This is a genomic window from Ruegeria sp. BA2 (assembly GCF_056539605.1).
This window is the reverse complement of record NZ_JBQFVE010000005.1, coordinates 84,716-97,750: the sequence shown is the minus strand read 5'-3', so window position 1 is coordinate 97,750 and position 13,035 is coordinate 84,716. Positions and strand designations below refer to the sequence as shown.

The following is a 13,035-nucleotide window of genomic DNA, read 5'->3' as shown; positions in this document are numbered from 1 at the left end:
CAGGCCTTATCCTTTCACGGAACCCGCCATCAGGCCGCGGACGAAGTATCGACCGGCCACGATGTAGACGAGCAGAGTTGGCATGGCGGCCAGAATGGCGCCAGCAAAATGAACGTTGTATTCCTTCACACCGGTTGACGACTGCACCAGGTTGTTCAGAGCGACCGTCATCGGTTGACTGTTGGCATCTGCAAAAGACGCACCAAACAGAAAGTCATTCCAGATGTTGGTGAACTGCCAGATGATTGACACCACGGCGATCGGCCCAGAGCTGGGTAAGAGGATGCGCCAGAAAATCTGGAAGAATCCGGCGCCATCGATTTGGGCGGCTCGGATCAATTCAGTCGGGAAGACGGCGTAGTAGTTGCGGAAGTACAGCGTGGTGAAGCCGATCCCATAGACCACATGCACCAGCGCCAGCCCCCAGGTGGTACCTGCCAGCCCGATGATACCCAGCATCCGCGCCATAGGAATAAGCACGATCTGGAACGGAATGAAGCAGGCAAACAGCATCAGGCCGAACAGAATGGTGTCGTATTTAAACCGCCACTTGGTCAGCACATAACCGTTCAACGCACCAAGGATGGTCGAGACGATCACGGCCGGAACCACCATCTTAATCGAATTCCAGAAATAGGGCTTCAACCCGGTTGGATCGACACCGATCTGGGCCGAAGACCACGCCTTGAGCCATGGCTCCAACGTGAAGACCTGTGGCAAGTTCATCATGCCGCCACCGGTGATTTCTTCCAGTGGTTTCACCGAGTTCACCAGCATCACATAAAGCGGCAGCAGGTAGAACAGACCGAACAAGAGCAGCACCAGATAGATCAGCGTGCGCGTGACCCGGCCCGTGCGAATTGCGGTATCCTGAGTTGCTTGGGACATCAGCGTTTCTCCCGCAATTCGGCGTAGAGGTAGGGGATCATGATCGCCGCGATGGTCATCAGCATGATGGTGGCCGAGGCCGCGCCGATCCCCATCTGGTTCCGCGTGAACGTGTAGGAATACATGAAGGTTGCGGGCAGTTCGGTTGCGCGTCCTGGCCCGCCTCCGGTCAGAGCGATCACAAGGTCAAAGGTCTTGATCGCGAGGTGACTTAGGATCACGAAGGCTGACAGGAACGCAGGACGCAGCTGTGGAATAATGATCCGACGATAGAGGTTCCAGTTCGAAGCTCCGTCCATCTGTGCTGCGCGCAGAATTTCGTTATCGATCCCGCGCAAACCGGCGAGAAACATTGCCATCACGAAGCCGCTGGTCTGCCAGACGGCGGCCAGAACGACAGTATAGATCGCGTAGTCGCGGTTTTTGATCCAGTCGAACTCGAAGCTCGTCCAACCCCAGGTGTGCATCACGTTCTCAAGGCCGATACCGGGGTCAAGGAACCACTTCCAGGCGGTACCTGTAACGATGAAACTCAGCGCCATCGGATACAGGTAAATCGGACGCAACAGCCCCTCACCGCGGATTTTCTGATCGAGAAAAATGGCAAGACCGAGCCCAATACAGGTGCAGATCACGATATAAAGGCTCGCGAAGATCCCCATATTGATCAGTGAGGTTTCCCAATGACTTAGGCGCCAAAGTTTGTCATAGTTTTCCCAACCGACCCAACCATAGGTCGGCAGAATGCGGCTGTCGGTGAAGGACAGGTAGACCGAAAACAGAATGAATCCGTAGACAAAGACCAGCATCATCGCCAGTGATGGTGACAGGACCAGCTTGGGTATCCAGTTCTGAAGGCGTGTCTTGAAATCCGCGTCGGCTGAAGCAGCCATGGCGCGCCCTCCTCGTTCGAGTTTGTAAGATCAGAGCTTATGCGCCCTTTGGGTGACAGGGCGGCCAGTCCGCCGCCCCGTCGGGAGGATCACTTTGGGATCATTTGGCGATAGATACAGCGTCGACCAGTTCAACCACGGCCGTTTCGCTGTCATATTCACCATTGAAATGTGCGGTCACCACGTCATAGACCGCGTTCTTCACCGATGCCGGCGCAGCATGCCCGTGCGCCATCGAACCGAACAGATTGCCGGACGAAGCCGCAGCCGCTAGATCTTTCATGCCTTGCTGACCGCATGCATCCAGATCGCTGCTGTCCACGTCAGTACGAGCAGGAACCGAACCCTTCACCTTGTTGAAGGCAATCTGGAACGACGGCGACAAGATCGCGCTGGCAAGTGCCGCCTGCTCAGCCGATACCTCACCGCCCTGGTCGAACATCGCAAACTGGTCTGCATTGAATGTCACCTGATCGGCTGTTCCGGGGAAACGGAAGCACAAGAAGTCTTCTCCGGGCACCTTACCTGCGTTCAGGAATTCGCCCTTGGCCCAGTCACCCATCATCTGGAAACCAGCCTCGCCATTGATCACCATCGCAGTCGCCAGGTTCCAGTCACGGCCCGAGAAGTTCTCATCCACATTGTCACGAATGAAAGCCATCCGGTCGAAAGCCTCTTTCATGGCATCGCCACCCAAGGTCCCTTCGTCCAGATCAACAAAGGCCGCTTTATAACCATCAGGACCCAACGTCGACATTGCGACCGCGTCGAATATGGTTGCGTCCTGCCAGGCCTGACCACCATGTGCAATCGGCGTTACACCCGCGGCTTTCAGCGCATCAACTGCCGCGACGAATTCGTCCCAGTTGGTCGGTTGCGCAATGCCGTTTGCGTCTAGAACCGCCTTGTTCGCCCAGACCCAGTTGGTTGAGTGCACATTGACCGGAGCAGAAACCCACTTGCCGTCATGCTTGGCAAACGCCTTCAGTGCATCCGGAACGACATCGTCCCATCCTTCTTTGGCGGCAACTTCGTTCAGGTCAGCCAAAGAGCCCTGATTGGCCCAATCCAGAATATCAAAACCCAGCATCTGAACTGCGGTTGGCGCATTGCCTGCAGTAACGCGGGCGCGCAGAACGGTCATGGCTTGTTCGCCACCGCCGCCCGCTACAGGCATGTCGGTCCATCCGATGCCCTGACCGGACAGGTCATCTTTCAAAACGTTCAGCGCTGCAGCTTCACCACCTGATGTCCACCAGTGCAGAACTTCAACCTCTTCGGCTTGCGCCAGGCTGGTCGTGCACAGCAGACCCGCCACAATCAACGATTTTGTCTTTAGCAGATTACGCATTCTTGTTTCCTCCCTTAATGCGTTCTTCTTTTTCGGACCCAATTCGGTGCCCTGTCTTAGTCTTGCGGAACCCATGGCGCGCGGCTGTTGCCGATGCGCATGACCACTGATTTCACTTCGAAAAATTCCTCGAACCCGTAGCGTCCGATTTCCCGCCCCTGCCCAGATTGCTTGAACCCACCGAAAGCAACCTCGGGGAATCCGTCCATCCAGGTGTTGGTCCAAACCGTTCCCGTTTCTGCACGACGGGCAAATTCCAGGCAGGTATGTACGTTCTCGCTCCAGACCCCTGCCGACAGACCGTAAGCGCTATCATTGGTCAGCGCGATCGCTTCGTCCAGTGATTTGAACGTCAGCACGGACAAAACAGGACCAAAAACCTCTTCGCGGGCAATCGGCATATCGGGTTGAATGTTGGTGACAATGGTAGGCTGATAGAACTGATTGCCCAGCCCCTCGACTTGCATTGTATCACCGCCCAGCTCAACCGTTGCACCTGACGCTTGAGCATCTTTGACAAAAGCATCGATCTTGGTGTTGTGTTCGGGCGTAACGATCGCCCCGACTTGCGTTGTGGGATCCAGCGGATCGCCAAACTTGACCCTGCGTGACAGGGCAACAATGCGTTCGCGGAATTCATCGGCAATGTCTTCGTGAACGATGATGCGGCTGCTGGAGTTGCAGCATTGGCCAACATTGAAATAGACCCCGAAAACCACTGCGTCGGCTGCCGCGTCCAGATCGGCGTCTGGAAAGATAACCTGCGGGTTCTTTCCGCCTAGCTCCAGTGCGACTTTCTTCAACGTATCCGATGCAACTTCGCTGATCTTCTTGCCCACCGCTGTAGAGCCGGTAAAGCTGATCATATCCACGCTTTCATGGCTGGACATCACACTTCCGACGGGAACGCCGTAGCCCAGCACAATGTTGCAAACTCCCGCGGGCAGCCCCGCCTCGATCAGCAACTCTCCCAGCATCAAGGTTGTTGATGGCGTCATCTCGGATGGCTTGACGACAACGGTGCATCCCGCAGCCAACGCAAATGGCAGTTTCTGGCTCAGGATCCAGAACGGGAAGTTCCAGGGCGTGATAATTGACACGACACCGATCGGTTCCTTCAACACAACGCCCATCATGTCTGGTCCGAGCGTATTGTGGCTGTCGCCATGGGTGCCGCGCGCAAGCGAGGCTGCGTATCGCCAGAGATCCGCCGACCCACCGACCTCGCCCTTGGACTGGCTGATCGGCTTTCCGCTTTCCAGCGTTTCGATCAGGGCGATCCGCTCCACGTTTTGCTCGATCAGGTCTGCAACCTTCAGCAAGACAGTTGCGCGTTCTTTACCTGACGCGCAGCTCCAGACCCCGCTGTCGAATGCCTTGCGCGCACCATGGATCGCCGCCTCGGCATCAGCCTCACTGCCCAGAGCGGAACGGCTGACAATATGCCCATGCGAAGGCGAGCGGCGCTCGAACGTTTGACCCGAGGCGCTGTCTTGCCAAACGCCATCGATGAGATGACGGCCCTCGAACAACGGCGGCAACTCAAACGGGATGGCAGGGTTAATGGTGATATCTTTCATATTGTCACAGACCCGAGAAATTGGGGTTTCGTTTTTCCATGAAGGCGGCAACACCTTCTTCGCGGTCGGCTGAGGCAGCAATTGCAGCGCTGCCCAAAGCTTCGACAACCGCGTGGGCGTCTTCACCAACCGCAGCATGGATCATGTTTTTTGAGATTTCCGTCGCGCGCGGCGATAGCGAGACAAGTTCGGATGCAATCTCAAGCGCCCGTGAAAGGGGGGCTTCCGCCAATTCAGTCACATAGCCCAAGGCCAGGGCGCGATCGGCGCCGATCCGGCGTCCGAACAGAGCCATTTCCTTTACCGCAGTTTCCGAGATCAGCCGCGTCAGTCGTTGAGATCCGGACCATCCCGGAACGATCCCGACGCGGGCTTCAGGCAAGGCAAGCGTGGCGCGAGGCGCCATCAGACGCAAATCGCAGCAACTAGCGAGCTCCAGCCCGCCCCCGAACGCATGACCATTGATCGCTGCAATCGTCGGCTTTCCGATACGGGCCAGACGGTCAAAAATGCGATGACCATCGCGCACCCAGTGTCGCGCGAACTCTGCTGGGCTGAGGCCGCCCCATGCACCGATATCTGCGCCGCAGCAAAACGCCTTTTCACCTGCCCCGGTCAGGATAAGAGCGCGAATTGAAGTGTCGCGCTCAACCTCCTGCAGCCGTGCTTCCAGTGCATCCAGCATGTCCATAGTCAGGGCATTGAGCTTGGTCACATTGTCCAGCGTCAGGACGGCAGTTCCATCCTCAATATGAAACCCAAGATTGCTCACAGCTTCATCCCCATCGGACCTTCGGTGAACAGAGATTTCGGCATCTGCAGTGCATTTTCGGCAACCTTGACCCGCCCATCGGACGCTTGAACGATGTCGCGCTGAGCATCAATGCCTGGCATGATTTCCGTTGCAACCAAGCCCTCGTCCGTCAGGCGAATGACGCACCGTTCGGTCACATAAAGCACGTCCTGGCCGGTTTCACGCGCGCGGCTGCCAGAGAACGTGACATGCTCCACCTTATCCACCATCTTGGTGAATTTGCCGGGCGCTCCAACCCGGATACCGTCATCCGTAAGATCAATCTTGGCACCAGCCTCGAACCAACCTGAGAACACGATCTTTTTGGCGCGCACGGTGATATCAACAAAGCCACCGCACCCTGCGGTCAGATAGGGCTTTTTACCCAGCTTCGAGACATTCACATTGCCCTCAACATCAACCTCGAGGAACGAGAGGAACGACATATCGAAACCGCCCCCCTGAAAGTAGATGAATTGCTGCGGGGATGGCACATATGCATGCGCGTTGGATGCGCACCCAAAGGCAAATCCGGTCAATGGCACACCACCCACAGCGCCCTGTTCGATCGCCCAAGTCACGGCCTTGGGATACCCCTCTTCCAGTAAAACACGCGGAACCATTGCGCTGATGCCGAAGCCTAGATTGGCGCTCATGCCGGCGCGCAGCTCTTGCGCGGCACGGCGGGCGATGATTTTTTCAACGCCGTGCTCGGCCAAAGAGAAGCTGCCCCATGGACGCATGATCTGGCCGGAAATGGCGGGATCATAAGGTGTCTCGGTTGTCTGCATCTGATCAGGGTCTTCAACGATCAGATCGACCAAATGTCCCGGAACACGCACATCATGAGGTCGCAGGCTGCCTTCGGCTGTGACGCGCTGTACCTGCGCGATCACCAGCCCGCCATGGTTGCGCGTGCTGATTGCCTGTTCCAGCCCACCCAAATAGGCCCCTTCGTGTTCATAAGTCAGATTTCCGAACTCGTCCGCCGTGGTCGCGCGCAACACGCACACGTTCGGGTTGATATTGGGAAAGTGCAGCCAAGTCTGACCGTCGAATTCCTTTCTGGACACGATGGGCTCTGCCGCGCCGCGCGCATTCATCGCGCATCCCTCGCGCACGGGATCCACGAATGTCTCAAGCCCGACCTGCGTCAGAACACCGGGGCGATGTGCGGCGGCCTCGCGATGCATATCGAACAAGATACCCGAGGGCACGTTGTAGGCCGCAACACGATCCTCTACGATCATCTTCCAGATTTCCGGCATCTCCAGACTTGAGGGGCCAGAGGGATATGAGCCGGCCAGAACGCGGCTTAACAAGCCGTCCTGCGCCAGATAATCCATCCCCTTGACGCCATACATGTCCCCGGCGGCAATCGGGTGAAGCGTCGTGATATTGCGTGGATGTCCTTCAGCGCGAAACCGCTCGCCCAGCGCCTTGAGAACAAGGTCTGGACATCCCAAAGCCGAGGACGACGATACGGTCACAACCGCATCGTCGGGAATACGGGAAACGGCCTGCGCGACTGAAACAAGCTTGGACATCAGAGGCCACCATAATCGACGTCTACGCGCTGCCCCGAGGCCGCAGCCTCACGAACGCTAAGCGCAACGGAAAGTGACTTTACTCCGTCCGAGCCATCGGCCGCCGGGTGGCCGTATCCCGCTGTCGCGGCAACAAATTCTGACACGCCTTGAACGTAGAGCGAATGATCAGAGAAGGGGATGCCTTCACGACCAGCATCTGTAACCAAAGTGATTGTTCCGACCGGGCGCTGCGTCATCACTCCATCCGCGAAGATCGATCCTTTGGTCCCGTGAACTTGAAGCCCTGAACCGGCAAACGGATGGGTAAAGCTTTCGTGGGCCATGACCATAACGCCTGATGGCATCGTCCAGACAGACATGCAGGAATCTTCGACCCCCTGCCCCATCCCCGAGCTTGCCATTTGCGCAACTACCGAAACCGGGTCTTCGTTAAGCAGGAAACGGGTGACATCGGCGTCGTGAACAACGATGTCGGGGATCACGCCACCACCAGCATCGGCGGAATTGATCCGCCACCCTTGCAAGTTCTCAGGCAAATGCACGGCGTGATGAATGCGGAGTGAAAGAACATCGCCTATTCGCCCATTTGCAATGAGATCGCGGATTGCGCGATGGCTGCCTGAACAGCGCAGATGGTGGTTTGTACCAAACGTCACGCCTGCCGCCTTAGCGGCGTTCACCATCTCGATGGCTTCAGCCTGGGTCATCCCAAGAGGCTTTTCGCAAAGAACATGTTTACCAGCCGAAATGGCCGCCATTGCCTGCGAATGATGCTTCTCGTTGGTGGATGAAACATATACCGCGCGCACAGCTTCATCGGTAAGTGCCGTGTTCAAGTCTGTGGTGGCGTTAGGAATATCGCGGTCTTTAGCCCAGCTTTGAACCCGATCAGGAGAATTGCTGACGATCCAGGTTACGTCGTTGCCGTCCTGCTGGCGCACTGCGTCCAACATATGTTGCGAAGCTATTGTACTTGCTCCGACGAATGCCCAGTTCATCTACCTTCTCCACAATTGGAACGTTCCAAAATATCTAATGGAACGTTCCAATTTTAGCAAGTCAAATTTCTTCATATGCTGAACTTTAATGAAACAAGGCCGAAGAAAGCTACACGATGCTAGGTTCGATATGATTGTCGTGAAGCAATAGGGCTGCAGCAGCGCGAGGTCGTTCCTGAGTCGCAGATCACTATGACAAGGCGCATCCCTCAACCGTAACCCGGTGCATTAGTCGTCGGAACCCGTGATAGTCGTTAATCGCCTTGTGCCAGGTGGCGCGGTTGTCCCAAATCGCGATATCCCCTGTTTGCCAGCGAAGACGGCATTGGAATTCCGGCTGCCTGCAATGATCATAAATCATGTTCAACAACACAGCAGATTCATCCGCGTTTAACCCCTTGATATAGGTGGTGAAAACAGGATTGACGAACAATCCCCGCCTACCGCTCAGCGGATGCGTAATCACAACAGGATGCAAAGCGTCTTGCGTGGCCGCTTGGGAATTGCCCAGCCGACCGCTTTTAGAGGCCTCTGAATCCATAGTGTTGGCGCCAAACACATGGCGTGAGGAATGCACCGCCCAAAGTCCATCCAGAAAACTCCGCATTGCAGGCGACAAAGCCTCGTAAGCAGCAGCCATGGAAATGAACAGAGTATCGCCACCATAGGGCGGAACCTCCAAGGCGTGCAGGATCGAGCCCATCGCAGGTTCTTGATCGTAAGAATGGTCAGTGTGCCACCCCTCTCCCACGGCCTCTTTCTGATCTTTCTCTTTCAAAACTGTCGCGATCTCTGGATACCCATCCACTGGCTTGAAGAAGCGGTTCACATTGATCGGTCCGAACCTGCGTGCAAATTCCAGATGATCTTCCGGGCTGATTTGTTGGTTTCTCAGGACAATGACGGAATGCTCAGCGAAGGCGGATTGGATCTCATCAAACTGATCTTCGCAGCGGACATCCACCCCGGTAATCTCGGCCCCCAGCCCACCCGTAAGAGGTAAAACATTCATGCTGGTTCTCCCCGATCATTGAATTCAGATCGATTAAATGCCGATTAACTTATCAAAGCCAACATTATCTGGGACGATGAATTTACCCTATATCGAGCGCCAAGTTCGCACCACTCGGCCAGAGCGTCGCCTGAACTTGCATCGGATTGAAGTCGCCCAAGTGACAGCCTTCTCGGCTGGCTTGATTACAAGTGCTACCTAACGCCCAGCAGTTCTCTCAGGTATGAGGGCGCTGGATCAAGACTGAACACGATGCCCGGCGCGATACGCGCGCAGCTGTAGAACCAAGGAAATAGTCCATCGCCGAAGGGTGATGTGCCCCTACAATGATCAGATCAGCGCCGATCTCGCGCGCGACTTCGGTGATACGTACCCCGGGCTTACCGGTCTCGACCTGACAAACAACATCAGTTTCTTCTCCGGCAATCGATTTGAGAGATCCCATGATTTTGTCGGTCAGATGGTTCTCGGACTTTACGGTCACGAACTCTGCAGCAAAGCCCGGTATCTGTTCCAATACAGTGAGCAATGTAATCTTTCCACCTGCGGCCAAGAGCTTGCGCGCCGTGGCGATTTTGTCGGCAACCAGTTCTTCATGATCGATTGCCACGGGGATCAAGATGGATTTGTACATGTAGGGCACTCCTACTGGGTTGAGGTGACGTCCAAGACCAGGGCATAAATGCTATTTCAATGGGATTTCCCAAAGATACGGGCGGCCACAGCAATTGCAGATGACCGCCGCGCGGCTTCTTAGGCGCTGCGGTACAGCTTGGTCATTGAGAACTCTCGATGCCCCAGTGCTTCCGCCGCTGTGTTGCGACCGTTTGCGGTTCGACGGATCATATCGATCAGCGCATCGCCAGCCTCATCAATGGTTTGCTCACGGCGCAGAATGCCCGAGACATCAACATCTACATGCTCGCTCATAGTGCGCACCGTGCGCGGATTGGCGGTAATTTTGATGACCGGAACGATTGGGTTGCCCACCACGTTCCCCTGCCCTGTTGGGAAGGTATGGATCACCGCACCACCTGCGGCCATCAGCGTCACGCATTCCGCCGCCGCCGAAGAGCTGTCCATGAAGTAGAGCCCTTTGCCCGAGTTCGGCTGTTCGGCTGGTTCCAGAATATCAATGTATTGCGAGGTGCGACCAATCTTTTCGAGATTGCCCAGCGCTTTTTCCTCAATCGTGGTCAGACCACCCTCGATATTGCCCTTTGTCGGTTGGCTGTCGCTCAGGTCATCGGTTTGATGCGCGAAAATCACATCGTCCTGATAGGCCTTCCACATCTTGTACCAACGCTCGCCAACCTCTTCGTTGACGGCGCGCTTCTGGCAGATATGCTCCGCACCAGTGATCTCGGAGGTTTCACCAAAGAAACCGGTGATCCCTTCAGGCAGCAACTTGTCATACATGTTGCCAACGGTGGGACAGGATCCCAGCCCCGTCGTCGTGTCACTCTCACCACATTTGGTCGAGATCCACAGCTCGTTGATCGAGCATTCCTCGCGTTGAACCTCGGTCGCCTTATGGACAAAGTCCTTGGCCGCCCAAGAAGCGCGCCGGATGGTTTCGAAATCGCCATTTTGTTCGATAGAAAACTCGGCCACTTCCTTGCCGGTCTCGCGAATGCCATCGGCAATGCGCTTGGTCCATCCAGGCTCGATCCCGATGACGACCACCGAATGCACATTGGGGTTGGCTCCGGTGCCAATCATTGTGCGGAAATGAAGTTCGAGGTCTTCGCCGAACTGCAGCCGACCATAGGCATGCGGGATCGCCAGCGTGCCCTTCACGTTATTGGCCACCGCTTCGCACGCGGCATTGGAAATATCATCGACGGGCAGGATCAACACGTGGTTGCGCACGCCGACGCGGCCATTTTCGCGCCGGTAGCCCATGACGGTCATGTTCGAATATTTGCTCATGATATTAGCCCCTTACCAGCGCTTGGTCTTGCAGTTATGCGTATGGACATGCCCGCCTTGCGGAATGTCTGCGATGATTTTGCCGATGTCCTCGCCGTACTTGATCGCGGTATCCCCGTCCTTGAGGTCTTTGAGCGCAATCTTATGGCCAATCGGAACATCCGCGCCCGCGGTTAGGCGAAAGGTCGAATTGTCGTGGGTAACACAGCACAGCATGTCAGTGCCCGCGGTCAGGCCTTCGACCACCACAACACCAACATTGTCTTCATCTTCATGCACCAAAAGGTGCGGTATTTCGTTTGGGGCTGGATTTGACATGAACGTCTCCGGTTTTCGCTATGGTTTAAGGATGGTTTTCGGCGCAAGCGTTCGGCCTGCGCGAATGTCTGCAAAGGCAGCGGCCCCGTCGGACAGCCCACGCGTTTCGACCCAGTCAAGCGGGCCAAGGCGGCCATCAAACATGGCGCTGCAGGTGTCGCGGAAGTCCTGTGCGGTATAGGTGTAAGTGCCGATCAGGGTGATTTCCTGCAGCGTAATACGCCGGATATCGAGGCCCCCTTCAGAACTGCCAAGGCCGATATGCAAGATCACCCCACCGGGGCTAACGAGCGCCGAGGCAACGGCGCGGGTGGCTGCGAAACCCACAGCGTCGATCACCAAGGGGATGTCCTGCTCTGGCGCGTCCACCACGTCGATCCCACAGTGTTCGCGCAGATATGCAGCGCGGACTGCATTCGGCTCAGACAGAGTGACTTTCCTGACCCCCATCGCGTTTAGCGCCAGCGCTGCTGCCAGACCAATGGCTCCGCCGCCGATCACATGCGCCCGTCGTTCATCTGCCGGGTGCAAGGCCGCGAGCCCAAGCCGCACCGCATGCCAACTCACTGCAATTGGTTCGGCCAGTGCAGCCTGTTCAAGCGTGACGTGATCAGGCACTGCAACCAAATTGCGCTCCGGTACCGAGACGTACTCGGCGAAAGCGCCTTCGCGCGGTGGCATAGAGATGATCTGTCGCGACGGGCACAGGTTCTCGCGCCCGGACCGGCTTGCGGCACTGCTGGGGTCAGTCACCAGCGGGTTGATCGTCACGCGGCGACCATCAGCCGTCACTCCTGCCCCTTCATGGCCGAGGATCAGCGGTGCGGGTCGTCGGTCATCATGGCCCAGATAGGCGTGCATGTCGGACCCGCATATCCCGACGCTGTCGATGCGGATGAGAACTTCTTCGGGGCCGGGCTCCGGGGCCGCGAATTTGCGGTATTCCAGCGTTTCGACATCGGTGTAGACCAGAGCTTTCATTTCGCCGTGAACCCCCCGTCGACCATCAGAACCTGTCCGGTCACGTAGGCGCAGGCATCGGAACAAAAGAAAAGCAATGGGCCATCAAGGTCTTCGGGCTCACCGTTTCGACCGATGCAGGTTTGTGCAGCGTTACGGGCGGCACGTTCAGGATCATTGAACACCGCAGCCGTCAGCTCGGTTCGGAAAAACCCCGGGCCGATTGCGTTTACGCATATCCCGCTTGAAGACCAGGCCTCGGCCATTGCCCGTGTCAATTGCGCTATACCACCCTTCGACGCGCCATAGCTAAGCCCTCCGGGAAAGGCTCTGCTGGATTGAAGCGAAGCGAAATTGACGATCCGCCCCCAACCCTTGGTCTTCATTTCAGGCACAAGGTGCTGCGATAAAAAGAAAGGAACCGTCAGGTTCAATCCCAGTGTGACGTCCCACCCCTCAGGCGATACATCATCCGCAGCCTCACGCGTGTTGATCCCGGCTGCATGTACCAGAATATCCGGTGCCCCAAACGGTTGTGACGCTGCATCGGCCAACTCGGCCAGCCGATCACGATTTGAAAGATCCCATGGCAGCGCATGAACCTGATCCAGCTCGGACAACGCTTCTGCACGTCGCGCCACGCCCACGACCTTAGCGCCGACATGCGACAGTACCTCTGCCGCTCTGCGTCCAAGGCCGGAGCTGGCCCCAGTCACAAGAGCGGTATGTCCAGTGAGATCAGGATGATAGGTCACGGGTT

At 56.6% G+C, this 13,035-nt stretch carries 13 protein-coding genes; all 13 read right to left on the bottom strand.

Annotated elements, in window-relative coordinates; all coding sequences use genetic code 11:
- Nucleotides 1-6 precede the first annotated feature (6 nt).
- Nucleotides 7-888: a carbohydrate ABC transporter permease gene (locus tag ACR0NN_RS12720; protein ID WP_170422333.1), complete on the bottom strand. Its 882-nt coding sequence runs from the start codon at nucleotides 886-888 to the stop codon at nucleotides 7-9.
- Complete coding sequence (locus ACR0NN_RS12715) at nucleotides 888-1,781, bottom strand: carbohydrate ABC transporter permease (RefSeq protein ID WP_170686349.1); 894 nt, start codon at nucleotides 1,779-1,781, stop codon at nucleotides 888-890. The genes ACR0NN_RS12720 and ACR0NN_RS12715 overlap by 1 nt, the downstream gene beginning before the upstream one ends.
- Nucleotides 1,782-1,881: 100 nt before the next feature.
- Nucleotides 1,882-3,132, bottom strand: a complete 1,251-nt coding sequence (locus ACR0NN_RS12710; protein ID WP_170723903.1) for an ABC transporter substrate-binding protein — start codon at nucleotides 3,130-3,132, stop codon at nucleotides 1,882-1,884.
- 56 nt (nucleotides 3,133-3,188) lie between these two features.
- Nucleotides 3,189-4,712, bottom strand: a complete 1,524-nt coding sequence (locus ACR0NN_RS12705; RefSeq protein ID WP_170723902.1) for an aldehyde dehydrogenase family protein — start codon at nucleotides 4,710-4,712, stop codon at nucleotides 3,189-3,191.
- A gap of 4 nt (nucleotides 4,713-4,716) precedes the next feature.
- Nucleotides 4,717-5,484 carry an enoyl-CoA hydratase/isomerase family protein gene (locus tag ACR0NN_RS12700; protein ID WP_170723901.1) on the bottom strand — a complete coding sequence of 256 codons (768 nt, stop codon included), beginning with the start codon at nucleotides 5,482-5,484 and terminating at the stop codon, nucleotides 4,717-4,719.
- Nucleotides 5,481-7,052, bottom strand: coding sequence for a CoA-transferase (locus ACR0NN_RS12695; RefSeq protein WP_170723900.1), 1,572 nt, complete (start codon nucleotides 7,050-7,052; stop codon nucleotides 5,481-5,483). Before ACR0NN_RS12695 ends, ACR0NN_RS12700 begins: the two co-directional genes overlap by 4 nt.
- Nucleotides 7,052-8,053 (bottom strand): Gfo/Idh/MocA family protein, encoded by a 1,002-nt coding sequence (locus ACR0NN_RS12690; RefSeq protein WP_170723899.1) that lies wholly within the window; start codon nucleotides 8,051-8,053, stop codon nucleotides 7,052-7,054. The genes ACR0NN_RS12695 and ACR0NN_RS12690 overlap by 1 nt, the downstream gene beginning before the upstream one ends.
- A gap of 190 nt (nucleotides 8,054-8,243) precedes the next feature.
- Complete coding sequence (locus ACR0NN_RS12685; RefSeq protein ID WP_170723898.1) at nucleotides 8,244-9,065, bottom strand: TauD/TfdA family dioxygenase; 822 nt, start codon at nucleotides 9,063-9,065, stop codon at nucleotides 8,244-8,246.
- A gap of 217 nt (nucleotides 9,066-9,282) precedes the next feature.
- Nucleotides 9,283-9,699 carry a universal stress protein gene (locus ACR0NN_RS12680; protein WP_170723897.1) on the bottom strand — a complete coding sequence of 139 codons (417 nt, stop codon included), beginning with the start codon at nucleotides 9,697-9,699 and terminating at the stop codon, nucleotides 9,283-9,285.
- A 119-nt stretch (nucleotides 9,700-9,818) separates the two neighbouring features.
- Nucleotides 9,819-10,997 (bottom strand): UxaA family hydrolase, encoded by a 1,179-nt coding sequence (locus ACR0NN_RS12675; RefSeq protein WP_480684805.1) that lies wholly within the window; start codon nucleotides 10,995-10,997, stop codon nucleotides 9,819-9,821.
- Between the two features lie 12 nt (nucleotides 10,998-11,009).
- Complete coding sequence (locus tag ACR0NN_RS12670; RefSeq protein WP_170723896.1) at nucleotides 11,010-11,315, bottom strand: UxaA family hydrolase; 306 nt, start codon at nucleotides 11,313-11,315, stop codon at nucleotides 11,010-11,012.
- A gap of 18 nt (nucleotides 11,316-11,333) precedes the next feature.
- On the bottom strand, nucleotides 11,334-12,296 hold the full coding sequence (locus ACR0NN_RS12665) for an alcohol dehydrogenase catalytic domain-containing protein (protein WP_170723895.1): 963 nt from the start codon (nucleotides 12,294-12,296) through the stop codon (nucleotides 11,334-11,336).
- Nucleotides 12,293-13,030: an SDR family oxidoreductase gene (locus ACR0NN_RS12660; protein ID WP_170723894.1), complete on the bottom strand. Its 738-nt coding sequence runs from the start codon at nucleotides 13,028-13,030 to the stop codon at nucleotides 12,293-12,295. The genes ACR0NN_RS12665 and ACR0NN_RS12660 overlap by 4 nt, the downstream gene beginning before the upstream one ends.
- Between the last annotated feature and the right edge of the window lie 5 nt (nucleotides 13,031-13,035).

Coding starts and splice junctions, on each gene's coding strand:
- ACR0NN_RS12720 (WP_170422333.1), bottom strand. CDS start 888: ATGTCCCAAGCAACTCAGGATACCGCAATTCGCACGGGCCGGGTCACG.
- ACR0NN_RS12715 (WP_170686349.1), bottom strand. CDS start 1,781: ATGGCTGCTTCAGCCGACGCGGATTTCAAGACACGCCTTCAGAACTGG.
- ACR0NN_RS12710 (WP_170723903.1), bottom strand. CDS start 3,132: ATGCGTAATCTGCTAAAGACAAAATCGTTGATTGTGGCGGGTCTGCTG.
- ACR0NN_RS12705 (WP_170723902.1), bottom strand. CDS start 4,712: ATGAAAGATATCACCATTAACCCTGCCATCCCGTTTGAGTTGCCGCCG.
- ACR0NN_RS12695 (WP_170723900.1), bottom strand. CDS start 7,052: ATGTCCAAGCTTGTTTCAGTCGCGCAGGCCGTTTCCCGTATTCCCGAC.
- ACR0NN_RS12690 (WP_170723899.1), bottom strand. CDS start 8,053: ATGAACTGGGCATTCGTCGGAGCAAGTACAATAGCTTCGCAACATATG.
- ACR0NN_RS12685 (WP_170723898.1), bottom strand. CDS start 9,065: ATGAATGTTTTACCTCTTACGGGTGGGCTGGGGGCCGAGATTACCGGG.
- ACR0NN_RS12680 (WP_170723897.1), bottom strand. CDS start 9,699: ATGTACAAATCCATCTTGATCCCCGTGGCAATCGATCATGAAGAACTG.
- ACR0NN_RS12675 (WP_480684805.1), bottom strand. CDS start 10,997: ATGAGCAAATATTCGAACATGACCGTCATGGGCTACCGGCGCGAAAAT.
- ACR0NN_RS12670 (WP_170723896.1), bottom strand. CDS start 11,315: ATGTCAAATCCAGCCCCAAACGAAATACCGCACCTTTTGGTGCATGAA.
- ACR0NN_RS12665 (WP_170723895.1), bottom strand. CDS start 12,296: ATGAAAGCTCTGGTCTACACCGATGTCGAAACGCTGGAATACCGCAAA.